Source organism: Salinimicrobium sp. CAU 1759, from assembly GCF_054482715.1.
The window spans coordinates 439,511-466,174 of the sequence record NZ_JBTLRK010000002.1; the positions used below are offsets into that span (position 1 = coordinate 439,511).

At 40.2% G+C, this 26,664-nt stretch carries 19 protein-coding genes; 10 read left to right on the forward strand and 9 right to left on the reverse strand.

Features of this window, described 5'->3' with window-relative positions; genetic code table 11:
* Window positions 1-9: 9 nt before the first annotated feature.
* The gene (locus ACXYMT_RS13040; RefSeq protein ID WP_459059541.1) at window positions 10-852 is read left to right on the forward strand and encodes a DUF1206 domain-containing protein; all 843 of its coding nucleotides are present in this window, start codon (window positions 10-12) and stop codon (window positions 850-852) included.
* 326 nt (window positions 853-1,178) lie between these two features.
* On the opposite strand, the gene ACXYMT_RS13045 is transcribed toward ACXYMT_RS13040, so the two are convergent.
* The gene (locus ACXYMT_RS13045; RefSeq protein WP_459059542.1) at window positions 1,179-2,465 is read right to left on the reverse strand and encodes a hypothetical protein; all 1,287 of its coding nucleotides are present in this window, start codon (window positions 2,463-2,465) and stop codon (window positions 1,179-1,181) included.
* A gap of 531 nt (window positions 2,466-2,996) precedes the next feature.
* On the opposite strand from ACXYMT_RS13045, the gene ACXYMT_RS13050 reads away from it, so the two are divergent.
* Both ACXYMT_RS13050 and ACXYMT_RS13055 read left to right on the forward strand, forming a co-directional pair.
* On the forward strand, window positions 2,997-3,473 hold the full coding sequence (locus ACXYMT_RS13050; RefSeq protein ID WP_459059543.1) for an SRPBCC family protein: 477 nt from the start codon (window positions 2,997-2,999) through the stop codon (window positions 3,471-3,473).
* Between the two features lie 990 nt (window positions 3,474-4,463).
* A complete protein-coding gene (locus ACXYMT_RS13055) occupies window positions 4,464-6,686 on the forward strand; it encodes an amino acid permease (RefSeq protein WP_459059545.1) in 2,223 nt (740 codons plus the stop codon).
* 126 nt (window positions 6,687-6,812) lie between these two features.
* Here the strand turns inward: ACXYMT_RS13055 and ACXYMT_RS13060 are convergent, their stop codons facing one another.
* Window positions 6,813-7,574, reverse strand: a complete 762-nt coding sequence (locus ACXYMT_RS13060; protein ID WP_459059546.1) for a DUF481 domain-containing protein — start codon at window positions 7,572-7,574, stop codon at window positions 6,813-6,815.
* A gap of 220 nt (window positions 7,575-7,794) precedes the next feature.
* On the opposite strand from ACXYMT_RS13060, the gene ACXYMT_RS13065 reads away from it, so the two are divergent.
* Window positions 7,795-8,745 carry an NADP-dependent oxidoreductase gene (locus ACXYMT_RS13065; protein WP_459059547.1) on the forward strand — a complete coding sequence of 317 codons (951 nt, stop codon included), beginning with the start codon at window positions 7,795-7,797 and terminating at the stop codon, window positions 8,743-8,745.
* A gap of 104 nt (window positions 8,746-8,849) precedes the next feature.
* Here the strand turns inward: ACXYMT_RS13065 and ACXYMT_RS13070 are convergent, their stop codons facing one another.
* From ACXYMT_RS13070 to ACXYMT_RS13095, 6 genes are all read right to left on the reverse strand, one after another.
* Entirely contained in the window at window positions 8,850-9,353 is a 504-nt protein-coding gene (locus tag ACXYMT_RS13070) for a DUF7282 domain-containing protein (protein ID WP_459059548.1), read from the reverse strand.
* A gap of 456 nt (window positions 9,354-9,809) precedes the next feature.
* Window positions 9,810-10,622, reverse strand: coding sequence for a LuxR C-terminal-related transcriptional regulator (locus tag ACXYMT_RS13075; protein WP_459059549.1), 813 nt, complete (start codon window positions 10,620-10,622; stop codon window positions 9,810-9,812).
* Between the two features lie 360 nt (window positions 10,623-10,982).
* Entirely contained in the window at window positions 10,983-12,221 is a 1,239-nt protein-coding gene (locus tag ACXYMT_RS13080) for a ScyD/ScyE family protein (protein WP_459059550.1), read from the reverse strand.
* Window positions 12,222-12,608: 387 nt separating this feature from the next.
* On the reverse strand, window positions 12,609-13,640 hold the full coding sequence (locus ACXYMT_RS13085; protein WP_459059551.1) for an endonuclease NucS domain-containing protein: 1,032 nt from the start codon (window positions 13,638-13,640) through the stop codon (window positions 12,609-12,611).
* Between the two features lie 43 nt (window positions 13,641-13,683).
* A complete protein-coding gene (locus ACXYMT_RS13090; protein WP_459059552.1) occupies window positions 13,684-14,364 on the reverse strand; it encodes a YDG/SRA domain-containing protein in 681 nt (226 codons plus the stop codon).
* A complete protein-coding gene (locus tag ACXYMT_RS13095) occupies window positions 14,365-15,438 on the reverse strand; it encodes an endonuclease NucS domain-containing protein (protein WP_459059553.1) in 1,074 nt (357 codons plus the stop codon).
* A 400-nt stretch (window positions 15,439-15,838) separates the two neighbouring features.
* Here ACXYMT_RS13095 and ACXYMT_RS13100 point away from each other — a divergent pair, with 400 nt between their 5' ends.
* From ACXYMT_RS13100 to ACXYMT_RS13110, 3 genes are all read left to right on the forward strand, one after another.
* Window positions 15,839-16,300 (forward strand): hypothetical protein, encoded by a 462-nt coding sequence (locus ACXYMT_RS13100; RefSeq protein WP_459059554.1) that lies wholly within the window; start codon window positions 15,839-15,841, stop codon window positions 16,298-16,300.
* A 196-nt stretch (window positions 16,301-16,496) separates the two neighbouring features.
* The gene (locus ACXYMT_RS13105) at window positions 16,497-17,381 is read left to right on the forward strand and encodes a hypothetical protein (protein ID WP_459059555.1); all 885 of its coding nucleotides are present in this window, start codon (window positions 16,497-16,499) and stop codon (window positions 17,379-17,381) included.
* A gap of 121 nt (window positions 17,382-17,502) precedes the next feature.
* Entirely contained in the window at window positions 17,503-18,303 is an 801-nt protein-coding gene (locus ACXYMT_RS13110) for a toll/interleukin-1 receptor domain-containing protein (protein WP_459059556.1), read from the forward strand.
* A gap of 99 nt (window positions 18,304-18,402) precedes the next feature.
* On the opposite strand, the gene ACXYMT_RS13115 is transcribed toward ACXYMT_RS13110, so the two are convergent.
* On the reverse strand, window positions 18,403-19,950 hold the full coding sequence (locus ACXYMT_RS13115) for a reverse transcriptase domain-containing protein (RefSeq protein WP_459059557.1): 1,548 nt from the start codon (window positions 19,948-19,950) through the stop codon (window positions 18,403-18,405).
* 646 nt (window positions 19,951-20,596) lie between these two features.
* Here ACXYMT_RS13115 and ACXYMT_RS13120 point away from each other — a divergent pair.
* Genes ACXYMT_RS13120 through ACXYMT_RS13130 form a run of 3 tightly spaced genes read left to right on the forward strand, consistent with a single transcriptional unit; the run spans window position 20,597 to window position 26,661 of the window.
* On the forward strand, window positions 20,597-23,212 hold the full coding sequence (locus ACXYMT_RS13120) for a type I restriction-modification system subunit M (protein ID WP_459059558.1): 2,616 nt from the start codon (window positions 20,597-20,599) through the stop codon (window positions 23,210-23,212).
* Window positions 23,205-24,383, forward strand: coding sequence for a restriction endonuclease subunit S (locus ACXYMT_RS13125; protein ID WP_459059559.1), 1,179 nt, complete (start codon window positions 23,205-23,207; stop codon window positions 24,381-24,383). Before ACXYMT_RS13120 ends, ACXYMT_RS13125 begins: the two co-directional genes overlap by 8 nt.
* A 13-nt stretch (window positions 24,384-24,396) precedes the next feature.
* Window positions 24,397-26,661: a GmrSD restriction endonuclease domain-containing protein gene (locus tag ACXYMT_RS13130; protein ID WP_459059560.1), complete on the forward strand. Its 2,265-nt coding sequence runs from the start codon at window positions 24,397-24,399 to the stop codon at window positions 26,659-26,661.
* Window positions 26,662-26,664: the final 3 nt, after the last annotated feature.

Sequence of the window (26,664 nt, forward strand, 5' to 3'; positions counted from 1 at the left end):
GTTTCCTGAGTGAAAAAAGCGAAGAAGAAATACCTAAAATATTTTCCTATTCTGGGTTGCATTTCCACGGGTCTTATTTATACGGCCATAGGGATAATTGCCCTACTTTCCCTGTTAAGGCTTAAGGATGGCGGTGCTTCCAAAAACAGCCTCCTTGCTTATGTGCAGGATTGGCCGGGAGGCGAAATTATCATCTGGGCCATCCTGCTGGGCATGCTCTGTTACATTGTATGGCGCATCTATGAATCCTTTCGGGATCCCTATCATTATGGAAAAGGCTGGAAAGGACTTGCCCGTCGTACCGGGATCGGCCTTAGCTCTCTTGCCGATGCGCTTATCGCTTACTCGGCCCTGGTAGTCTTGTTGGGTTCAGCGAATTATTCTGAAGATGGGAGTCCGGATCAGAAGAGGGAAATGACGGCTAATATGCTGGATTACGGCTGGGGTAAATGGCTGGTCGTGGGACTGGGCGTGCTAATAGCTGTTACTGCGGCAGTACAACTGTTCTACGGAATTACCCGGGGATACCGGGAGCGTCTTGATATCGTCAAGTTCAGCGGAAAAAAGAAGGCGACCATCTTTTTCCTGGGCTTTACCGGCTATGTGGCCCGTGGGGTCATTTTGGGCATCATTGGCTATTTCTTCATTAAATCGGGCATTTTAAGTGATGCCGGGTATGTAGTCAACACAGATAAAGCTTTTAATTTCATTGGCGACCACATCGGCAAGGTTCCTTTTGCCATAGTCGCCTTCGGAATTATTTGCTACGGATTATTCATGTTTGCCCTGGGGATCACCTATGATCTTGACAATGATCCCTCAGATCCCAATTTTCATCCGCAGAAAGGCTGAAGTCTGTCGGTACAGGTTCTGCTTTTTTGTAACAGATCATGTTCTTGTTCTATCGATCTTTAAAGCTGCTTAAAAATGGCATTTTTGAGAGGTAAATTTTGCAAGGCTTCAGAATTTTAAGCACCAATTTCAAAATTCCAAATTCCAGGTACTGATAATCGTATTGAGAACCGAGGCGACTCTGAAACCCCCTCATTCTCCTCAGATTGCCCTCCAGATTCCCAGGAACTGAAGGGATGGAGTCAAAAATGACTTTTTTCAATGAAATTTAGTTCCTCATCCCGAATCGCAAATCTGCGCCCCCGGGATAGCCCATCTGAAGTTCTTTATAAATTTTCAACCGATGTGTATTTCAGCTGAATTACCGAAGATTCTGCATCAATTAATTTTTGAGTAGCATTTTCATAATCCGCAAAGGAATTGATAACGACTCCATTCCGGTGTTCATTAAGGGTGGAGAAGAACTTTACCTCAAACCACACCTTGTCGAGAACTTCCTGCTCCTCGGGAGTGATCCCTGTGCTGCCGTTGACCATGGACTCCATATGCTTGCGGGCAATGTTCTTAATATTATCGGCTACACTAGTGTCGGTCGGCAGGTTTCGAACTGCGCCAATTACAAAGAAGATCTTCCCGTAACCTACTTTTTCGATATACTCATTTCCATATTTCAGCTTGTACAGCTCCGGGTCTTCTTCATAGACTTTGGCCAGGGAATCCCGTTCTTTCCAGTTGTTGGAAAAGGCTTCATACCCATCCTCGTATTTGCCGCCACCTATCAAGACCCCTCTTTCGGTTACCGGATACTGTTCAATGACCGATTGGTATAGTTCGGTACTCACAGCAAACCTGGTGGCAAAATAATTTCCCGGGTAATAAAATTCATCGAAGAGACGATAAGGAAACATATGTCCTATGGGATCGGCGTCGTTTTCCCAGGAAGGGGATTGGGAAAAGGACTGATTAAGCCTGAAGTAGGAAGGTTCAGTAGCACCAAAAGGATTCGCTACCGGAACATGACTACTTGTGTAAATTCCCGCACCTACCTGCTCGCGGTAGGCATAGTTCTCGTCGAGAACAGTTTCTCCGTCACTTGTAATGATGACATTCCGGTTTCCCTCGGCCTTATTGTAAGTGGTAGTAGCGGTGCTGCTGCCATTGGCCGCCGTGAATTCCACCGTACTCAACTCCCCGGCGGTATAGGTGTGAATTGCCGTACCTGCCTCGCTATACACTTTCTTTATTGAGGGAAGCCCATTCCGGTATTCAGTTTCGAACCATAATGTGCCGTCGGGATGATAGTATTTGGACCAGAGCGGCTTGTTATCTTCACTACGGCTGACTTCCATATACAGGTGGTGCTGCGGATAGCTCGCATATACCTTAGCCGATTTTATATAACCGTTCTCATAATATTCAAACTCCCCTGTAGGCTCTCCCGAAAGCTGATACCGCCCTTGCTTTATCCAGCCGTTCTGGTGTTGATCCAGCAGCTCGAAATGGGAAGTAGATTCTATAGAGTAGTCGGGTTGCGGAACATTCTCTTCTTTTTCGCAGGAAGAAAATAGTACTGTAGCTGAGAGGAGCAGAGGCAGGAAATAATTTTTGAACACGGTACCGGTTTTTATAAATTATAAATTGAGCAAAAAGATCTTACTATTTAGTAGGAATTTTCTCTTTTTTGTTACAAACCGTCTAAGACAATACCGCCATATTTAAGCATCAAATCATTTCTAAACTACTGAGTTTTCTTCAGCACTTTTGCTTCCGGCTTACCCATTACGCCACCCTTTTCCATAGCGGCTTATTATTTCCTACTCATATGACTTTTCGATTCCGCCCCAAATAAAAGTGATTGCCGGACTTCAATTATATTAATACCAATTTCGGCATTCATAAAATCCCACCACCGTGGGCCATTGGGAAATCTATTTTAAAGCTCCATGGCAATTTTTTAATAATCATTCATAAATGATTTCCTGTGACATGAGACTAGGCTCTAGAACCGTGTGTTTTACCGGTCCCCAGGTAGGAGATTTTACTTTTCTTTAAAAATTGGCCGCATAAAATCACCTTACCATTACCAGCTGCTTCTTTAGTAGGTGAAAAAAACAGCGTACCTTGTATTAATTGAAAATTCTGTCATGCCTGTAATAAGATTAAAAACCCACATTAAAGCAAAGCAGCAGCTCGTCTTCGATCTTGCCCGCAGTATCGATTTCCAGTCAAAGGCGGTGACCTCTTCTAATGAAAAAGCGGTAGCCGGAAGAACCAGTGGCTTGATAGGCCTAAACGAAACGGTTACCTACCGGGGAAAGCATCTCGGCGTATGGCAACATCTTACAACCAGGGTTACTGAGTTTGATCCTCCGCATTTCTTTGCAGATGAAATGGTAAAGGGTGCTTTTAAAAGCATGAGGCATGAGCATTATTTCTCCCAAACCGAAGATGGAACTCTCATGAAAGATGTCTTTAAGTTTGAGGCTCCGCTTGGACCCTTGGGCTGGCTGGCCAATAAATTATTTCTCGAAGCTTATATGACCAATTTTCTAAAAGGGCGTAACAAGACGCTTAAGGAATATGCGGAAAGTGGGAAGTGGCGGGAGGTTTTGAGGGAGTGATGAGTGGTCAGTAGTCAGGAAATTAGATTTGCGAAGTTAGAAGTACGAACCGGGCATCCTTTCTCAGTGGGCAGTGCGCAGTGCGGAGTAGGCAGTTTTTCAAGTTAGAATTACGATTTTAGAAGTACGAATAGTTAGGGTAAGTATTTGCAACTTCCAATTCGTTTCTGTAACAGGCAATAGGCTTATTTAGTATGCAGTAGGCAGTGTGGAGTAGACAGTTTTGTATACAACTTTCTTCGTGTTCTTAGCTTATTGGCTTAGTGGGCTTTGTGTGAAACTTTTTTCAACCGGCAATAGGCTTTTTCAGTAGGCAGTGCGCAGTGTGGAGTAGGCATTTTGTATATTGTATAGTGTATAATGTAGAACTGAAATTGGCGGAAAGTATGAAGCACCAAATTTAAAGCACCAAATTCCACTTTTTAGAACCTTAACCCGAAACCCGAAACCCGAAACCCGGAACAGGCTTTCTCAGTGGGCAGTGCGCAGTGCGGAGTTGGCAGTTTTAGACAACTTTCTTCGTGTTCTTACCTTATAGGCTTAGTGGACTTTGTGTGAAACCTTTCACAACCAGCAACAGGCTTTTTTAGTATGCAGTTCGCAGTGCGCAGTAGGCAGTTTTTAGACAACTTTCTTCGTATTCTTACCTTATTGGCTTAGTGGACTTTGTGTGAAACCTTTTTCAACCTGGAACAGGCTTATTCAGTATGCAGTGCGCAGTGTGGAGTAGGCAGTTTGTTTTTGTAAAGTATATTGTATAATGTATAATGTAAAACTGAAGTCTGCGGAAAATATGAAGCACCAAATCAAAAGCACCAAATTCCAGTTGTTAGAACCTTAACCCGGAACCCGGAACCCGGAACCCGTAATCTGTAATCTGTAATCTGTAACCGGGAACGGGCAACTTTTTCAAACTTGTAACGGGCAACTTTTTAAAAACAATTGCTAAATTTATTCTCGCTAAGCTCCTCATCAAGAATTTTACTTACTATGAATCCCGATCCGTCCTCTTCAGCCACGTCACGAACCATTGGTTTTTTCGGAGCGCTTGGCATTGGAGTGGGAGCAATGGTTGGGGGTGGAATACTCGCCCTTGCCGGGGTGGCCTTTGCTGTGAGCGGACCTTCGGCAGTTCTGGCCTTTGCGCTTAATGGATTAATAGCCTTTATTACCGCGCTGAGTTTTGCTGAAATGGCTTCCGCAAATCCGCAGTCGGGTGGGACCTATACCTATGCCAAAAAAGCGCTCTCGCTGCAGGTGGCTTTCGGGGTGGGGTGGATCGTATGGTTTGCCTCCCTGGTAGCGGCAGTACTCTATGCCCTTGGTTTTGGTGCTTTTGCCTTATTTGCGCTTCAGCAGATCCCGGCAGAAGGGCTTAACGGAATCCTGGAATTCGAGATGCTTCCGGTTTTATTGGCTTTAGCAGCAATAGGCTATTTCGCCTTCAGCCTTACAAGAGGTACGGGCGATGGCGGGGCAGTTATCAATATTGGTAAACTGGCGGTATTCGCCGTTCTGATAGCCGGCGGACTCGCTCTTTTCGTGCAGACGCCTGTTGACCGTATTACCGAAAGCCTGGACCCGTTTTTCTCCGGTGGGTTCAGCGGATTGATCGCAGCAATGGGCTATACCTTTATCGCTCTTCAGGGCTTTGATCTCATCGGTTCGGCCGCAGGGGAGATCAGGAATCCGGAGAGAACAATTCCAAAGGCCATGATGGGTACACTTGCAGTAGGCCTGGCAATTTACCTGCCCCTGCTATTTTTTATGTCGACTGTAGGAGTACCGGAGGGGGAGAGCATTACCCAAATGAGCCGGGAAAATCCAGAAACCGTTTTGGCGGTCGCTGCACAAAATTATCTCGGGGCCTTCGGATTTTGGCTGGTGTTGGTGGCAGGTATATTTTCAATGTTATCTGCTTTACAGGCAAATCTCTTTGCAGCTTCACGGATCTCCCTTAGTATGGCAAAGGATCGTACCCTGAACCATCATCTCTCAAATATTGATAAGAAATACGGAACCCCGGTAACTTCAATTTTGGTTACCTGCGGAATTGTCGCCTTCCTGGTTTTGATCCTTCCGGATCTGGCGGCGGCCGGTGCGGCTTCCAGTTTGATCTTTCTTATCACCTTTGCCCTGGCGCATCTCATTATGATCCTGATGCGGAACCGCGGATACAAGGAAAGTAAAACCTTTAGAGCGCCTTTTTTTCCTGCCCTTCCCATTGCGGGAATAGTCACATGTCTAGGGCTGGCAATCTTTCAGGCCATCGTTGTCCCCGCTGCCGGATTGATCGCAATCCTGTGGCTTGCCGTAGGCGCCGTACTCTTTGCCTCCTTCTTCGTCAAAAAAGCCGAGGCTATTGAAGCGTCTGAACAGGCTTTGGATCCCGATCTCATCCGGCTAAGAGGCTTGAGTCCGCTCGTGATGCTTCCTATTTCCAATCCTGCGAATGCGCAGTCTATGATCTTTTTGGCAAATGCACTGGCACCGCCGGTAATTGGAAGGATCCTGATACATACCATCGTTATTCCCAGTACAGAAAAGGATGATCTTGAAAAGCGATTGCTGTCGAGCCGTGATGTCATGCAATACGCTCTTAAAGCTTCTTTTGAAGCCGGTCTAAGGCCTGAAAGCCTCACCACAATAGCCGACCATCCATGGGAGGAGATCGAAAGGGTAGTAAAAGAACATAATTGCAGGAGTCTGTTGATGGGTTTAAGTGACCTTAATGATATTCAGACCACTCAGAATCTCGAAAAGCTTGTGAGACATATCAAGGCAGATGTGGTTGTATTCCGGCAGCCTTTTAGCGGCTGGAAGATCACCGAGACAAGGAAAGTTCTTATTCCGGTAGCCGGTTTTGAAAGCAATGATCCGCTTCGGGCCAGGGTAGCTGCAAGCCTGTGGCGTACTGCCCAACCAGAAATTACCTTTGTTCAGGTGCTGCCTTCAACCACTCCTTCAGAAACAATTAAAAAAAACAATGAAAGACTTTCCCGTTTTGCAGGCAGCATCATTCCCGGAAAAACCACAGTTCTTATTATTCAGAATGACGATGTGGAAGCAGAACTTGTGGCGCAGGCTTCCCGGCATGATCTTATGATCATTGGACTCGGTAGCCCCGGAAAACATCAAAAAGCATTCGGACATGTCGCACTTGGGCTGGCTGAAAAAACAGATACAGCTTTGATCTTTATCAGTAAAAAATAATTTGAAGTTAGAGTTTAGAATGACGAAGGTAGAAGTAGGTCTGTTTATTTTGTCAAAAAAGAGTATTTATCACTCTTTTCAGGAGCTGATCTTTTTTCTAAAGCACAGGCCGTTTTGCCTTTCCTGTTATAATCGAATTCCTATTCCAATATTGAGGTTCGAAGTATATTCTTTAGTTTTCAAGGGTGTCTTGCTGTCAAAATAGTAGTTGTAAAGCGTAAAGACACTTAGCCATTGAGATAAGGGAAGATTCAGGCGGAATTGCTCCAGGATCCTGTAGTCGCTAAGATCCCTGTAAAGCGGCTGATAATAAACGGTGTTGGTAACAGAAAACTTTTCAGATTTGGCTGAATATGATAAAGTAAGATAGGTGCTGTTGCGGTGGTTGTAATTTGTTGTTCCGGCCCGGTCACTGTATTCCACCTCATACATATAACTGTTCCCCGCATAGCCGCTAAAATGTTCCTTATCGACCCATTTTACTCGCAGTCCTGCACCTATAAGATTGCGCTGCTCTACAATAAGCAGCTGGTTGTATTGCCCCTGGATAAAACTCTCCAGTCTCAAGAGCTCATTTAACTTATAATTGAACCTTCCGTGAAGAAACCATGCATTTTCCAGGTTCTTTTCTCCGGAATCTATCAGTTTGTAATTTCCCAGTATAAAATAGATCTTCCGGAGATCTTTTGACTTAAGCTGAGTTGTAAGTGCGGCATCCACCTGATTCACCTGGCTCCCGTCATTATTGGTGTGGCTGAAGGAGAGATCTGCATTAAGTGTAAACCTAACCGAATCGGTCTGCATACGTCTGGATTCTATGTTCACCAGTTGCGCAGAAAGTAGGGCTGGAAAGAGGAGGAGCGTAAGTAGAAGTAGAGTTTTTGACATGTAAGCCCAAAAGTAGAAAAAACCTTTGAAAGGATTAAGGATTAAGGATTAAGGAGTAAGGAGTAAGGAGTAAAGGTATATAAATTCCAAATTCCGATTTCAAAATTCCAAATCTCAAGTTCCAATTTTAAATTTCAAATTCCTTTTTTGGCAAACTTTTAATAGAGGTTTATTGCCAGAAACTTTGCTGATCTTTATTTTAAGAGGAAAAGCAAATGTTATGAAAAAAGAAATGAAAGCAGCAAGTTATGAGCAGTTCGAAGGCCCAAAAGGCGTCAGGGTGAGCACACTGGAGGTGCCGGATTTAAAGGAAGGAGAAATTCTGGTAAAGATCAAAGCTGCAGGGGTAAATCCTGTGGATACGGTAATTACTCAAGGATATTACAAGGATATGATGCAGCATTCTTTTCCTCTCATTCCGGGTTGGGATTTTGCGGGAGTCATAGAAGAACGAGGGCATGCGGCACGTCGTTTTGAGGGTGGAGATGAAGTTTATGCCTACGCCCGCAGACCGGAAGTGAAATGGGGAACTTTTGCCGAATATATAGTTATCCCCGAAAGCTATGTGGCTAGGAAACCAAAAAATATTTCAATGGAAGCGGCAGCAGGCATTCCTTTGGCAGGTCTTACTGCCTATCAGTCTCTTTATCAATACGGACAACTTTCACAAGGTCAAAAGCTGGTCATTCTTGGTTCTTCCGGTGGAGTGGGAAGTTTTGCTATCCAGTTAGCTAAGGTAAGAGGCGCAGAAGTCATTGGAGTGGCGAGTAGTAAAAATCACGAGTACATGAAATCTTTAGGTGCCGATCATACCATCGACTATAACGACCAGGATGTTGGCGAAGCTGTGAAGCAGATCTTTCCCGAAGGCGTTGATCTCATCTTTGACTGCACCAGTGGTGAAACTCTGAAGCAAAGCCTCAAAAGTCTCAAAAAATCGGGAAAGTTGGTTTCTATACTAAACCAGGGAGAGGAACTGGATAAGGATATTGATTTTCAATTTGTCTTTGTAGAACCAAATTCCCATCAACTGGAGCATTTCCGGGAACTTGTGGAAGCTGAAAAAGTGAAGGTGGAGGTAAGTTCCGTTTACAGCCTGGATGAGGTAGTGGAAGCGCTGGAACAGATCTCTTCTTTACATACCACGGGGAAAATCGTAATAAAGCCCTAACATGAGCCTTACCAAAAATATCGAAGCGACTACTGCAGCAGTCGCTTCGATACCAAATTAACTATAGTTCAGCATATTTAAAGGTAGATAAATATTGATGCCTTTTATGGGGAGGGCAGATCAACAATAAAAGACTGACTTATCAGGGTATATCCCGAGAACGGATCAAAAATTCCCAAAGGCATGTCACCACTGTTGCCATTATAGGAAAATATTTGGTCCCCATCATCGGCGTGTAGATTCACCCAAAGTCTCTCTCCCGGTTGAAGAGATAGGTTTTCTCCTTCCAGCTCTATAGCATATTGCGGGTACCTCCCGGCCAAAACATTATTTGGTATGGAAATAATCTCCGACATCATTGGTCTGTTATATCCATCATCTCTTCGTACCACTATCCATCCGTCAGAAGGCATTGTAAAGTTTTCTACAGATATCATTTTTCCGTCAAGGGGAACGTTTGCAAGATTAAAACTTCCCATTTCTTTCGCTGTCGGATCGTTGATTGGATCGTCTACCGAATTCACGTTGTTATCATCACTGCTGCAGGAGGTGAAGCCTGCTATCACAGCAATGAAAGCAAATAACTTAATTTTTTTTACAACCACCATGATGTTTAGGTTTATATGTGAATAAATTAAAAACAGGGGATAGTAATTCTATTTCCATGTTAACCCCGAAGAAGTAACATGACCTACTACGTCAAAACGCAGAGTGTCCTGAGCAGGGGAAAGGGAAACTATTTTAAGGGGAATTAGTGGAGGAAGGGGAAACTAGCTTATTGATCAAATAATATTGTCATTTTTGAAAAGCTACAGGCGGACGAAGGGAAAGAATGATTTTTATTTATTAAGTCTTGGGTAGCCCAATATGTAAAGATACCACAGATAAATTGAATGTAAGTGTCTATTGGTCAATATTCTATAATATTTTTATATTTTAATCAGAAAATATTGAAAGACAATTTTTACCTCACCAGGAGACAGTAGTTAGCTTAGAAAAACTGATAATGAGAAGTCCGGTTCTTTAATCCTCTTTTCCAAAAATTGATTCCTTTCTTCTAAAAATCAATTAAGCCCCGGAGAAATGATCCCGTGGGTAAGACATTTTGCAACCAGTTCCGTAGTATTGGTACAGTCGCTTTTTTTGAGGATATTTTTTCTGTGAGTCTTGATGGTGTGGGGGGAGAGGTTGAGTTCCTTTGCGATCTGTTCGGCATTTAGCCCCCTTGAAAATTTAATGACGATCTGTTTTTCTCTTTCCGTCAACAGTTCTGCAAGATCATGGGAAGCGGCTTCACTGCCATCAATGAGAAATTTTCCTTTGGAGATGTCCACGTTGTAGTAACTTTTCCCCCCGTTCATATGAATAAAAGAAACTGAATTGGTGCTGCTTAGCTTGAGGTGAGAAACATCTGTATGTAAACACAACACATGCTCGGGCGAACCGCTTTCTAAAATGCTCAGCGGAAAAGCCTGGTACAGCATAGTTCTTATTCCGCCCTCTGCATCTCTCATGCGATAGGAGAATACATTTTTGTAATGTAAGGCATCTTCCTTTTTTACAAAAGAAGTATAGAAATGACTATTCACCTTACTTTTAAGTCTAAGACTTTGAATTTCTTCCGGAACCACAGCCTGTAAAAGATCCTGCAGGTCAACATCTTCCGGACCCTTACCTACGAACTCCACCACCTTTTCAGACACGTATTCCAGGCTGAAGCTATGGAGGTTAACAACATAGAAATAGGAATTTCCCGGTGCGAATAGGGCAGCGAACCTTTTAAAATCTTCTGAAACTTCGAAAGGCCGGTACTCCTTTACCTGCCGGGAATACATTTCCCTCCAGTTATTGGAGATTTCAATAAGATCCTTTTGCATAAAGTCCGCTCTTAAAGAGGTGGAAGATAAGCATAATTGTATTTCTAAAAAACTGGAATATCCTTTAGAACCTGTCCGTAGAATATAGAAGCCTAAAACAGAAAAAACCCCCGGAATGACTCCGGAGGCTTTTGCGTCAAATGTTCAAATGAATTTAGCAATTTGAAGCACCGAAACGGGATTCCCAATCAAACCTGTTATAAGTAAGTCTTCCCCTACAAAGACTTCCTTTAGGCTGCATGTTAGCTATCATTCTTAACTATTTGACCCCGCTAAGATAAACACGGCATAGCAGCCATGAAATACCTCTAAAAGGGTATTTTCCGGTAATGCTTAAAAATATAAAAAATTCAGATGTTATTAATACTCCAGCATTCTCAGCGTTGGGACATATCCTTCCAGGGCTATGGCATTATTCTCCAGTAGCCAGAGATTTCCGTTTTTATCAAAGCTAATGGCGCTAGGAAAGGAGAGTCCGGATGCGACAATTTCTACAGGGGTTCCATCCAGCTCATAGGAGCTTATAGTTCCCCCCGCAGGTGGAACTGGAGGGTAGAAGGATGACCACCAACTGTTCTCATCAAATTCTACTACATAAAGCAGGCCGTCTGGACCAATAGCGAGATCAATAACAGAAGTAAGTCCATCAATTAATAATTCACAAGGTCCTGAATCCACTTCACAGACCACATTGTTGGCATCGGCAGGGATTTTCCATACACGGGAAAGCTCTGTGGGAACCAGGCCATCTTCAAGAGATAGAGTACCTGTTAATTCCCCTACATAGACATATCCGTCAGGACCCTCAACAATTGAAGTTGGAACAGGTTGAACATAACAGGGAATAGTTTCTCCATTCTCTTCTGTTGACCACCTTACTATATAGTCACCATTGTCATCTACAGGTGGAGTAAAAATGGCCATCCAGTCGATTTCTCCACTGGTGGTAGCCGAGAGAATAGTATTACCGGCAGCATCAGCCACAAGTGTTTTTCCTCCTGTTAGAGCAACAACATTAAAGGGATTGTTCTGAGGGCCCGCACTAAAACCGTCTGTTGCTTCACACGCCTGCTTTTTCCATTGTGTACCGGCATTAGCATCGGGGTCATTTTCGAACTCATAAGCACCCAAATCGGCCACCATTCGCACATTGCCATTAGAAACGCGATAAAGTTCCCCATGTTCAGCAAGATCGGCTCCTCCCGTGGTTACAAATGCATTACCCGTACCAATAGGTGCAATTCCCTGCAAAGCGGTATAGGAGCGGAATTCTGCCATTGTACTAATTTTCCCATTTTTAATTTGCTGAACTTTTAGGGTACCCTTTTTCTCAAAATTTGGATCCAGATCTTCGTTCAGTCCTACCAGGATACTACCGTCCGGTGCTGCGGCAATGTCATAGACGGGGCCGGGAAATTGATAGACTTCAGATTGTTTATTTTTCTTTGCCTTGGCATTTACTTCTTCTACAAGATCTGCCGAATTTTCTTCAAAATTTAGATTCTCCTTTTCGCAACTTAAAAAGAAGACGAGAATTAGACTCAAAGTTAAAACCCGTCCCAGGTGTTGGATAATAGATGTTCTCCCTACTGTTTTCATAATATATAGTTTTGGTTAATAAATTCATTATAAAATGAAATTTAGGGGGAGCGAGGGATGACGGAATGAGGGATTGAGGGATTGAGGGATTGAGGGATTGAGGGATTGAGGGATTGAGGGATTGAGGAGTAATCTATTAATAGAATATCCGATTTGGAGAATAAAAATACAATTCGCCTAAAAATAATCCTGTTAAAATTAACAGAAAAAACCAAAAGCTAAAACATAAAATTGCTGATAATCAATTGCTGCAGGTTACTTCCCAATACATCATTTGACTTTCCCCAGTACATGCGGTGTGACAAACGAAGGTACAAGAAGGTACATTAAATTGACAGGGGATTTCACCGTAAAATTTGATTACAAAATTGACCTAAAATTCGCCTTTTATTTCGCCTCAGAAAAAACTTCATTTTCAGCCTCACCTGAGGACCCCAATTGATTTAATACATTTTCTACCAATTCACGATATTCACTTCTTATACTGAAGTTATCCTTTTCCCAATGATAATTGGGATAACTGTATTTAATGATCTGCCTTAGGTAATCTTTCTTTTCCTGTCCCAGTTGACCTGAAATTAGAGATAAAAAAGAACCAGCCTGGGATTCATTCTGAGCCTCACCTGAAATCACAAAATCTTTTTTCAATTCATCCCTTGTCCGCGAAGGATATTTTAATAAGACAGGTAGAACCACGTCTCTTAACCTTCGACTTGAATGTAATTTTCTGGTTAAGTACTGTGTCAATAATTCTTTGAGCTTTCCAGATTCATATTCTCCTGGCTCGTCAGACATAGGAATCGAGAATTTCTTTTTGTTTGACTTTTCATTCACTACTTCTTCAGGAATAATAACTGTTCTCGATAATAGTTCATTTCCGGAGGAAGTTAATGAATACTGGAGAATCACAGCATTAATGCTAATGTCATATTTGCTGGACAGCCAGTCAATCATGCGGTTTAAAGATTCCTCAATTCCAAAGCCTACTAAAAGAATTCGCTGGTTAAGATTAATAGTCAAGTCCTCTAAGTCAATATTTTCAAAAGTTTCCGTGATGAGATCTTCTAAATTTTGGCCCGTCTGTTGAAGGCAAATTTCACTTAATTTGTCTATCTCCCAACTTGCAACATCTGAAGCGTAATCTATTGCCTGCGCAATTACTTCCCGTGGTAATCTTTCCCTCTTTAATTCAATAATTACTGTATTCCCTTTGCTGTCAATTCCAAGGTAATCCAATGGACCAGATTTAGTTCTTACTTGCTGACCAATTATTTGAATATTGTCACCTAAAATAGAAGGATTGGTTTTTATCCATTCTTCAAGATGTTCTTTTTCCTTTCTATTATTATTGGCAAGGGATGACTCCACTGATTTTAACTTTCCCTCAATAATTTCCCAAGTTTTAATTTCTGTTGCCATGATTTGATTTTGCTTCTGCTTAATACAATCCTGCCCTGAAAGATTATGCTAGGTACTTCCTGACTTCTTTTATTATCATACCAGGGCCAAAATCTATTTTTTCCTCAACTTTTCTTCCCAAAAGTTTCTGGGCCAGATTACTTTCTAAGCTTATCGATTTGGCATTGGGAGCATCAACTCCAATGGCGTACCATTTTTCAGGTGTTAAAGAAGATTCTAATAACACCAAATTTCCTTTTTTAATAGTCCCGGGGGATTCTACCTCTGTACCAATCTTTCTTAATGTATACCGACATATTTTAAAACCACTTTTTCCCAGAACCATATCAGCTTTAATAATATTGAATAGGCCATCATACTTGTAGCCGGCTCTTGGTGAAAATTTTGAATTGTGATTAGAACCTCTTATGACCCTAACAGGATAATTGTTTTTAAAACTTAGAAGAAGACCTGCATTTCCAGGAGAATTCCAGGATTGGTGAGCAACTTGTTTACCTGTGGAGGTGTCATTCCCGCCTTCACCGGTATATAAAATTTCATCGCCGAGGTCATAATCATCTTCATACCCTCCAGACAATACAATAGCTGCAGCACCATCCTTACCATTGCCATCTATTCCTTTAACAGTTGATCGATGTAAACCAGCTTCTATTAAATCATACCTGGAATTAAATATCGCTCCTTCTTCTATACCCATAGGGTTCCCAAAAGTTACTGAGCTCATCTATTTTAGGATTGAAATTAGATAATCCAAGACTTCTATTTGAGAATTGTCTAAATCTCCTCTTTTTTTGAGGTCTGATAGTAAAGCATAGATATGTTCATCCTTAACATATCTCAACAGCCCCGTATTCCAAGCCTTCCTTTTGGGAGCATTTGGATTAGAATAATAACTCCAGAATAATGGAGCCTTATTTTCATCGAACAATAAAGATTTTCCCGGATCGCCTTTAGCCACTTCATAAGGTGGATTTCCTTCAACTTCAAAACCCTGTATTTCGGTAATTCCAAAAATAAATCTTTCGCTTTCGGGTTGGGAAGGTTTTCTTGAGGTTAGGAGCATGATCTTCCCTTGTTTTGCCTCTAACATTCTTCTTGGTTCATTGTTGGTTTTTGGTCCGTGATTATGCCCTGGATAAAACCTCAGTGTTTTCTTTGCAATGCAGTCATAACAGGGAGCCTCCTTTTCAGATGGGGGATTTCTTTTCCAATAATTCGATTGGCAGTTACGCCTATAATCTTTTTGAATCTTGCACCATGTTCTATGGTCGAAATTATAATCAGCATTAGTTGAAGAACAAACATGTGACCAATCATTATCTACATAAGTAACCTTAAACGCAACGTTCCCATCAATTAATTTCTTCTTATCAAGATTTCGAGAGATTATTCGAGAAGGATCAAAATTAGAATTACTACTCTCTGAATTAAAGGCCATAGAAGAATATAACTCTTGAATTTTTGGCAGTTTGAACTCGATGTATTCTATTCCAAAATGTTCAAAAGCTTTTTTTATAGCCTTGGGAATGGAGGGAGCGACGAGTGCAATTCTTGGTTTCTCCTGGTTCATTATTCCAAAGTATTCCATTAATTGCCCCACATCCTTTCGTACTACTGGATTCCTTTTGAGCTCTACAATTAATTTTCGTCCATTTTTATCCGTAAAAATCATGTCAGCCCTTTTGCCATTCTCGAATATGAACTGTCGAGAAATCAATTTCAATTCAGGCTCTAAAAGTTTTGGATGATGGGCTTCAAAGACATCTTCTATTTGTCTTTCACTAAGTTCTGTATCCATTGTTTTGGTTGATTAGGTTTGCTGGTTACAATGGAATTTAATGTAGGGAGTTAAATTCTCTGTTAAAATAATAAATAATTGAAAAACATCAGCCTTGATGCCTGAGAATAAAAAATTTATGATATTCAAAAGACATTCTTGGTACTTGCCCCAATACATCATTTGACTTTCCCCAGTACATGCGGTGTTACAAACGAAGGTATAAGAAGGTACATTAAATTGACAGAGAAATTCACTACGCGTTTTTTCTATATTTTTTGATGATAAATTCACTCGTTAGTTCGCTGCTCCCGTCGATCATCCTGTAACTACAGTTTAAAAATTTATACATTCGTTGTGTCAGAAATTGTGAAATGAATTTACCTAAAACTCTGACTTCAGAATAAAATCATAAAAAGGTGTGTTAACAATTGAAAACCCTCAGGCCATTGAAGTGATTAAATCATTTTCGGACCATTTCAAAAATGACATTAATAATATTTTAAATGGAAAAAACATTACTATAGTTACTATCAACGAGCAGCATGAACGTTTCGCGTTGGTGGCAACTACAGAAGATCCTTTTGCCGCCAACAAATTATTTCAACCTGCAATGGTTGCCATAAATGAGCAAGTTTGTCAACAACTGGAATTGACTCAAGAAGAGCAATATGCAATGATAGCTCACGAAATTGGACACGTCCTTGATAATTCTCCGAGACAAGAAAATAATTATTTGGAAAGAGAATATAATGCTGATCAGTTTACGATTAATTTAGGGCTCTCAAACGAGCTTAAAGCTGGCTTGGAAAAAGTCGTCAATAGTGGGAATTATTCTAAAGAGAGGCAAGACATAGAGGAAAGAATAAAGAGATTAGCCTAATTAACTCTATTTGAATAGATTGGGCATATTTGGAGTAACTTTCCCGTGATGAGGGTCAAAAACCTAAATGAAACCTAAGTTTACCCCAAAAACAGAACTTTTTAACTTAATAAAGATTTCTCTATATTTACTATCGTATCAAATCCGATACCGTGCGTCCCTACCGCTCGATAACATTAGAATCTAAATTGATCGTATGAGTTATGTATCTACTTCTGCTCTGGCTAAAGAGCTGAACATAAAATCCAGTGACCTATTCCAACAACTACAAGACAAGGGCTTAATCAAAAGAGAAGCAGATCAGTGGGTTCTTACACCATTAGGAATCGAAAAGGGTGGAAAAACTAAGGCAAATCCGAAATACAGAGATTATATTGTATGGCCTAAAAATGGAACGAAACAGAACGAGAAGACTATAGAAAATGGTAATTCGGCGATTCTCAGTGCCACAAAAATTGCTAAGCATTTTAATACTTCCTCACAAAAAATGAATCTTATTCTTTCTGAACTTGGATGGATGAAGAAAGATATTGCTGGGTGGATTGTCACGAAACAAGGAAAAAGGATCGGTGGGCTGCAAAAAGAACATCATCAGTCCGGAAACAAATTTGTTCTTTGGCCTCAATCAATATTGAAAAACCATAGTCTTACCTCAGTCTTTCAAGAGGAAGTTGAAAATGTGGTAGACCAAGAGAGCAATTCCAATTTTTCTGAAGAAAAGAATAACTTCAGGGACATCTTCCCCCCTAAATATAGAACTAAAGATGGCCATAATGTAAGATCTCGAGGTGAAGTTATGATAGATAATGCCTTGTATATTTATGGTATAGCACACGCGTACGAACGCAAAGTGCCGATAGAGGAGGACTTGTACTGCGACTTTTTTATTCCTTCTGAGAATGTCTATATCGAATACTGGGGGATGGAAAATGATCCGAAGTATTTAGAAAGGAAAAAGAAGAAACTTGAAATCTATAAAAAATATGATTACAACCTTATTGAACTAAACGATGATGATCTGGCTAATCTTGATGATAACCTTCCGCGTAAACTTTTAAAGTATAATATAAAAGTTTTTTGAAGCATGTTTATTAAGGAACCTGCTGATGTGCAACTGAATTTAATATCACATTTCACCATAAAAAAATCACGGCCTAATATTGGCAGCAAGTAAAAATAAGAAGGAATTAAATATATCACCTATGAAAGTTTTTTTAAGTTGGTCCGGGAATCAAAGCCATGAAGTTGCAAAATTATTAGATAGTTGGATACGTTGTGTTCTTCAAGCTGTAGATCCATGGTTGTCGAGTAGAGATATAGACAGGGGCTCCTTATGGTTTTCCGAGATAAATAATCAACTGGCCGATACTAATAATGGAATTGTATGCCTTACCAGAGAAAATCTTAACAGCCCCTGGATTCTTTTCGAGTCTGGTGCTTTGGCAAAAGGTCTCAGCTCAAATAGAATATTTACTTTCCTTATAGATGTAGAACCTAAGGAGGTTAGAGATCCTTTAGCACAATTCAATCATACGTTTCCGACAAAAGAAAGTCTTTATAGTTTAATTATGAGTATTAATAAAGGGCTGGAGGAGCGTAGTCTGGATAATGATATATTAAGGAATGTCTTTGACACATTTTGGCCAAAATTCGAGGCAGACTTCAAAAAAATTATTAAGAATACACCTAAGAAGAAAGAGGTGGAAAAAAGAAGCGAGGAAGATATCCTTAGTGAAGTTTTATATTCAGTAAGAGGAATAGACAAGAGACTTAGACAATTGGAAGACAAGGAAGCTAAATCGTCGTCGTTCCCCTTGTTTAAAGCTAATAAATATACAAGTGGTTTAGACCGGGAGAAAATAGTTATAGACAGAGATGACATCCAGTTATTTAACTCAGACTTGACAGATATAACCAACAGACGCATTGAATCAGATCGTAATGGCACGAAGAAAAACAACAGAGAAAGTCAAGGCGGTTTTTTCACGTTCACAGGACAGTAAATTGAACCACCTGAAAATTAAACAACGGTCGACGAAAGCTGGAAATAAAGCGGGGGAGGAAGAGATCTTTCTGCTCCTCTGAAAAGTATAAAAAATTTATTATTCCTTCTTAAGTAGAGCATTCAATTTATTCCAGTGCCTTTTGGTTTGTGCTTTAATTTTATTGTTCATCATAGTTTCTCCAGCTTTGGTACTATAAGAAATGAAGTTGCCCCAGTCATAATGTTCGGATTTTTTAAAGCCTTCGATCTCTTCGTCCCACAGATATTTCCGTCTCCTCTTAGCGCCTTGGTAAGAGAATTTTTTTAAAATTCTGCCCTTAAAGATTTCGTCCTTATTTGGGTTCGTCTTTCTACCCGCATGATGCTTAGCTCGCTTTACAGTCCTTTTCATCTTTCGGTAATAATTCGATAAGCTGCCGGATTTAAGAAGAACCGTTTCGCCATCAAATTCAAACCCTAAATAGATAAAATTTTTGTTCCAGTTAATCAACTCTTCAAACTCCTGTCCGCAGGTCAAGGTTCTATTTTCTCTCTTAAAATGGAAAATTAGAGTTTTGCTGGCCTTTATCGTAAGCTTAAGTTCCTTTATCTTGCTCTGAAACAGATCTATTACAGATTCTTTTTGCTCACGTGGACAAACCACGACCATATCGTCGGAATATCTCCTATAAATTCCATTTAGATCAGAAACGTAGTCATTGATAGCTTTATCAAAATCCTGCATATATATATTTGCCAATACCGAGCTAATAGGGGAACCCTGAGGTATTCCATAATTTCTTATTTCCTTTTCTTTTCCTGGCACATATTTTCTATTCCTGATTAGGCGGGATTTGACCTTTATAAATTCCCGTTTGGTGCAAAACGCTATGGCATCCTGGTTTTTTAAATACTTGATCTTGGATACCCTCTTTCTCTTTTCAGGAAGTAATTTTCCGGAACTGTCTCTTGATTGGGTAATGATCCGGTTCTGGAATTCTTGAAAAATATCAATAAGATCAACATAACTGAACCTGGTAATATTTTTGTAAATATTGAAATGATCTGGAGGTAATTTCTTTGTGTCCAGGAGTGACATCCAACTGTCTCGAAGCATTTGATGGTCTAAATGATCGAAGAAACTTGTAATATCAAAGGTGATAGCTACAAATTTATCTTCAGGATAATCGTGGATGAATTTAAATACGTCATTGGCAAAGTCAATATTACACTTGTTTGGGCCTTCGAGATCACCTTCCTTCACAGGAATGCTGCGATATGCTGTTACGACTTGATCTAATCCGTTAGCTTTTAGCTTGCTTTCATATTTTGCCGTTAATTTCTGGGAGTAATAACCAAAAACCAGAGAATCCAAGTGGCCGGCGTAAAATATTTCTCGTGCTTTAGGATCACTAGCAGATCGAAAAACCTCTTTTCCATCTATTTCAGTTGATATCAACTTACCTGTTTTCTTACAGTATGTCTTTCGGAATTTTCGGGATTTTGAAATCTTATGAATAAAAGGTAAAAAAGCATGTTTTTGAATACAGGCGGGATCTGTGATATAGCTTTCGAGCCATTTTGATCTATCTCTATGGTGAAAGGGGCGATCAATATGAGGATAACGCTTTAATTTAAACCAATCTTTCTGTTTTTTCAATTTCATAGATAAAATAGTGAGTAAGGGAGACCAACACGAGACATTGCTTTTAGAAAAATGAATTTCCTGAAAAATGCATGCTTAACCGGCGCCGAAGCACCGTCCCGGTTCAAGTTGGGTAGTAAATAATTATAGTATATTGTAAACTTAATCCAATAATGAAAGAAGTCTCAACCATAATCGTAGAAGTATTCTCCAGCCCCTGGTTTAGGTTATTGGCGGAGTTAACAGCTCGGCAAGTAATCGAAACAGTAATTAAACTGCTATTAGCTTGCATATGTCAAACAACTTCTTCTCAACAGCTTTTAATGTTGAGCGTTCAGTCTAATCGCTTAGAACTGATCCATAATACGCATCCTTCGGCTTCTCCCTTAACTCACTAAAATTATAAATTTTGGTGGCCTTTTGAATTGTTAGCAATTTAAGAATATTTATGAGTTCACAACGATTAGGCTTAATAAAAAATTAGGAGAATTGGGCAGATTTAGAGCTCTTAGGCTTCTATAAAAAACTTTCATTACCATTTCTTTAACCTTTCCTATTTTTTGCTAAATTGTAACTCTGTTGGCACATCCCTATACTTGCTGACATTATCGGTGCCCGCTACTTCTGAGGGTGCTGTAAGTTTCATGTAATAATTTGGAAATCAATAATGACCATTACTCATACCCAAAAACTTACCCTGCCTAAACTCGAATCTCTGCTCCTTAGTGCCTGTGATGAACTGCGGGGCAAAATGGATGCTTCAGAATATAAAGAGTTTATTTTCGGAATGCTTTTCCTGAAAAGAGCTAACGATAAATTTGTAGAACAACGTAGAACATTGCGTAAGGAATATGAAGCTAAAGGTCTACGAGAAGACCTTATTCAAAAGCAATTAGACAATGCCGCCAAGTACGATTTTTTTGTGCCGCCTATTGCTCGATGGACGCTTACCGATGAAGAGAAAGAGACACTTAAAAAAGAAGAAGAGGAAGATAAAAGAGATTTTAAAGGAATTCTTCACTTAAAAAAGAATGTCGGCTCCGGACTTAATAAAGCTCTGGCCGCCATTGAAGATGCTAAGCCTGAAGTACTGGAAGATGTACTGAAGAGCATTAATTACAACCGCAAGGTTGGTAAGAAAACCATCGATGATGCAAAGTGGGTAAGCTTTATCGAAAAGTTCAATAAAATTCCGCTTAGAGATGAAGATTTCGAGTTTCCCGATCTTTTAGGGGCTGCCTATGAATTTTTAATAAAATACTTTGCTGACAGTGCCGGAAAGAAAGGTGGGGAATTCTATACACCTTCAGAAGTTGTGGGGTTGCTTACCAAGATCATAGCCCCGCAGGAGGGGATGAGCATCTACGATCCAACAGTGGGATCGGGAGGAATGCTTATCCAGGCCAAGGACTACGTTCTGGAGAATGGTGGAAACCCTCGGGATCTTTCTCTATTTGGCCAGGAAGACAGTGGTACTACCTGGGCAATCTGTAAAATGAATATGATCCTGCACGGGGTACGTAATGCTGACATTAGGAATGAGGACACCTTAAAAAGCCCGGAACATACCGAAAATACTCGTTTAATGACCTTTGACAGGGTAATTGCCAATCCGCCGTTCTCGCAGAACTATTCCAAAAAGGAAATGAAATTTCCTGAGCGCTTCCACACCTTTATGCCCGAAGGCGGTAAAAAGGCAGATTTTATGTTCGTGCAGCATATGCTTAGTGTTTTGAAGAATGATGGTAAGATGGCAGTGGTGATGCCGCACGGGGTGCTTTTTAGGAGCGGTGATGAAAAAGAATGTCGGGCAGAGTTTATTAGTCGTGGGGTTTTGGAAGCTGTTATTGGTTTGCCATCTGGTTTATTCTATGGTACAGGCATCCCGGCCTGTGTACTTGTTTTCGATAAAAAAGAGGCCAAAGACCGAAAGGAGATCCTCTTTATCAATGCTGACAGGGAATATAAGGAAGGCAAAAACCAGAACAAACTTCGCCCTGAAAATATCGAGAAGATCACAAATACTTACTTCAACAAAAGCGATATTGAAAAATATAGCCGACTCGTGAAAGTTGAGGAGATACAGGAAGAAGAGTATAATCTTAATATACGTCGATATGTAGATAATTCACCAGAAGCCGAACCTCAAAATGTAAAAGCCCATCTTAATGGCGGTATTCCTGCGGAAGAGGTCGCTGAGTTGGAGCCGATTTCTGAAGCCTTGCTGGGTTTGAACAAGGAGCTCTTTGTAAAACGTAATGAAACTCTCTTTGATTTTGCGGAAATGATCTCCGGAAAAGAAGCCATAAAGGATCATATTGAACAACACCGGAAACTGGATAGTCTTTACGAATTATACCGGGAGAAGATCAATGCTTGGTGGGAAAGCCGGGGAGAAGATTTTGAAGGCTTACCTAATTCGGGAAATGCGGCTTTGCTGCGCAAAAAAGTAATGCCGGCAATTATTGAAGAACTTAACGACCTAAAAGCCCTTGACGAACACGAGATTCGTGGTGCCTTTGCTGGATTTTGGGATGAACTAATAAGTGAATTTAAATCTGTAGCTGCCAGTGGATGGGGCCCTGAACTTATTCCCGAACAGGATATCCTGCAAAGCCAGTTTCCTGAGGTATTAGAATTAATGGAAGCCGACCGCAACAGCATTGCTGAACTGGAAAGCCTTTTTGATGCTGCCGAAGCCGAAGATTATGAAGATGAAGACAAAACCGGAATCCTCAATAAAGAAAATGTAAAGGAGCTGAAGGCCCGTTTGAAAGAAATTAATGCCAACCTGAAGAATTATAGAAAGCAGTTAAAAGAATTTAAAGCCGCACTAAAAGTGGTGGAAGATGCTAATGGCGATACTCCGGAAATTGAAGAACTGGAACGAAAAATAGCTGATTTATATAAAGAGAAAATCCCTGCAGCTGAAACCAGAAAACAACAAATAGATTTCCAATTGGAAAAGCATAATGACTTAGCCAGAAATTTAAAAGATCTAAAGGCCAACCTAAAAGCGGCCGAAGCCAAAAAAGACACTTTGGTGGAAGCCGCCCGGGAGAAGATCACCGAGCCCGAGGCCAAGACCCTTATTTTGGAGCGATGGCTGGAGCTATTGCAAATTAGCTATAAAAATTACGTGAAAGCTTATGTAATTAAGTATATAACAGCAGTACAAAACCTGTACAGCAAATACAGCACAACTTTAAAAGACGTTTTACAAGCGCGAGATGCCGAAGCCGAACAATTGGATAAATTTTTAAAGGAATTAGGGTATGACTAAATCATTAAAAGAATTAGCCAGAATTTCTTATGGCAAGGATTATAAATCCAATCCTGCTGGAGATAAATATCCAATTTATGGAACGGGTGGAATAATGGGTTTCACCTCAAAAGCGCTAAATTTTGGACCTGCAATTTTATCAGGTAGAAAAGGATCAATAAATAATCCTATTTATGTTGAGGGAGGCTTTTGGAACGTGGATACCATTTATTGCTTAAAACCTTTAGCGGATACAGATCCTAAATGGTTATACTATAATCTCGTTAATACGGATTTATCTAAGTTAAACGAGGCAACAGGTGTTCCAAGTGTAAGTACCCAAGCCTTAAATAAGTTGGAATTCAAATATTTTAATGGCCCTATACAGCAGCAAATCGCCAAAATTCTCAACACGGCCGATTCTGTAATTGAGAAGACCCAGGAAACCATTGCCAAGTACAGAGCGATGAAGCAGGGAATAATGCAGGATCTCTTTACCCGCGGCATAGACATAAAGACCGGCCAATTGCGCCCCACCTACGAAGATGCTCCCCATTTTTTTAAAGAAACTGAGTTGGGCTGGATTCCTAAGGAGTGGGATAAAAAACCATTGGGGAAAATTGGTTCTTTCCGAAAAGGAAATACTATTCCAAAGAGCATGTTATCCTCATCAGGAGTGGGTTGTATAGTTTATGGCCAAATCTATACGACCTATAATGATAATATATATCAGATAAAGAGTAAAATTCCATCCCAATTTGCAGTGGGAATGAAGAAACTTAAAAAAGGAGATATCCTTTTTGCAGGATCAGGTGAGACTCATGGAGAAATTGGAAAATGCGTTTCTTACCAGGGAACAGAAGATATATATCCAGGTGGAGACATAGTAATTCTAAGCCTCGAAAATAATCAAGTATCCAGTTATTTTGGATATTATTTAAATCATCATAGCATTCAGAAACAGAAGGCCAAATTAGGACAAGGAAGTTCTGTTATACATATTTATAGTAACCATCTTAGTCGCATTACCGTTGCCGTTCCACCTAAAAAGGAACAAATGGTCATTTCACGTCACATTTCGGGTATAGACCGATTAATTAAAAAAGAACAAGCTAACCTTGCTAAACACCAAAGCCTGAAAAAAGGCTTGATGCAGGATTTGTTAACCGGGAAAGTGGAGGTACAAGTATAATTAGTATTAGCATATGAAACATATAGAAAAAGCGGAAAGCAAGCATCTGGATAAGATTATTTCGGAGATACGTGAAGGTAAATTTGTAATTCCAGATTTTCAAAGGGAGTTTGAATGGGATCCCTGGGGTGTGAATAGCTTGATTACCTCCATTTTTATGGACTACTATATTGGTACACTGCTTCTGTGGAAAGCCAGTCCGAATAACATAAAAGTGTTAAGCTGCGAACCTATTAAAGGCTTTGAAGGTACAACACGACCTGAGCATATTGTTCTTGACGGCCAGCAGAGGCTTACTGCAATGTATTTCGCTTTTTTTAATCCAGATATTCCCTATCCGAAAAGGAAAAAACGCTGCTATTTCTTTATGGATATTAACCAATTGATTAGTGAAAACTACGAGGAGGCATTTTATTACAAATGGGAAAGCATAGCCATAAGAAAACTTGCCGCTTCCCAGGAAATGCAGTTTAGGGAAAATATTTTTCCAATGGAAGTTGTAGGCCGTGGCAGTTGGGAAATTATTTCTTGGGTGAACGCTTACAAATCCTTTTGGATGGAGCAAAAGAAAATGTTCCAGGAAGGTGAAAATAAAGACTCCGTTATCGAAGACGAACATCGTGATTATACAGCAGAAATTTTTGCAGCCCGCAGAAACATTGAAAATGCAGAGGGTTTGGAGAAAATTATCAAAGAATTACTCAATGATTACAATCTTAGCTACATAGAATTAGATCGTGAGATTTCTGTGGGAAAGGTTTGCGATATATTCACCCATATCAATAGTAAGGGAGTGCCATTGAGCATATTCGATCTTTTAAATGCAATTCTTCGGCCTCACGAGATCTATTTGAAAGAAATGTGGCGAGATGTAGCCGATGATCTTGATTATACCGGATCTGATAAAATGAAGATTTATGTGGTGCAGGTAATGTCAATTTTGGAGCAAACTTACTGTAGTTCCAAATACCTTTATTATCTCGTCCCGGAAGCTGAAAAGACAATAAAACATTCTGATGGCACAAAAGAGAAAAAAGTGCTTATTAACAGCAAAGAGGAGTTTAAGGTAAAATGGGATTCTTCAGTCAAGGCTATTGAAAAGTCCATTAAAAAACTTAAAAATCCGAGAGAGTTTGGCGCTATTTCTCCAGTCTTTGTCCCTTACCCTTCTATTATTCCTGCTTTTACAGCAATTAATAAATATGTAGAATCACGAGGATATAAAAACAACCTGGATGTTAATGCCAAAATTAAAAAATGGTATTGGGCTTCCATATTTACCCAAAGCTATTCGAGTTCAGTAGAAAGTACAACGGCCAAAGATTTTACCGATCTGAAAAAGTGGTTTGAAGATGACACTCTTGAACCGGAAAACTATGTGCGGTTTGTAAAAGAATTTGAAGCTCAGGAATTCTTAAAGCTTACAAAAGGAGGTGCTATTTATAATGCTATTTTCAATGTTTTAATCCTTAATGAAGCAAGAGACTGGTATACGGCAGATCTACCTGAATATGATACTCTTGACGACCATCATATTGTCCCGCACTCGTGGGGTAAAAAAAATAATATTGGTAACATTAACTCTATTCTAAATAGAACTCCGCTGTCTCCTGAAACCAACAGGTTTATTCTTAAGGACAGGTTGCCTAATGAGTATCTAAAAGAAATGAGGGATAATAATTCTGAAGATGATTTCTATAAAATTCTCCAGTCTCACCTCATTTCAAGAGCTGCCTGCGAAATTTTGATGCGGGATCCCTTTACTGAAGAAGATTTTATGGAATTCTTGAAAGAGCGTGAAAATACGATCAAAGCCTCCATAAAACATAAAATTATTGATGATGCGATGGAACTGCCACCCCAATTGAAAAAGCTGAATGATGACATTGAAAACGTCGAATTAGAGCTCAGGGATTTAATCGCCGAACGAATTAATGGAAAAGATTATAAAGAAATCGTACCACCTGATGTACTGGATAAGGTCAATCGTCGAATCCAGACGGCTTTAAGAAAGGATCCTTCATTGAGCCCTGAAGATTTTAATTCTACAAGACCAAAACTTGAATATTTTGACCTTCAGGAATACAACACCCTGATAACGTCAAAGACCTGCTGGCCTTTATTTGAAGATAAATTTAAGAATAAGCAGCAGTTAATGTCCCGATTTAGCCAGTTAGGCGAACTAAGGAATTCCATTCGTCATTCCAGAAATGTGAATCAAGTGGCAACTTTAGACGGGCAAGCAGCAATTGTATGGTTTAAGAATCTTCTAAACTAAATA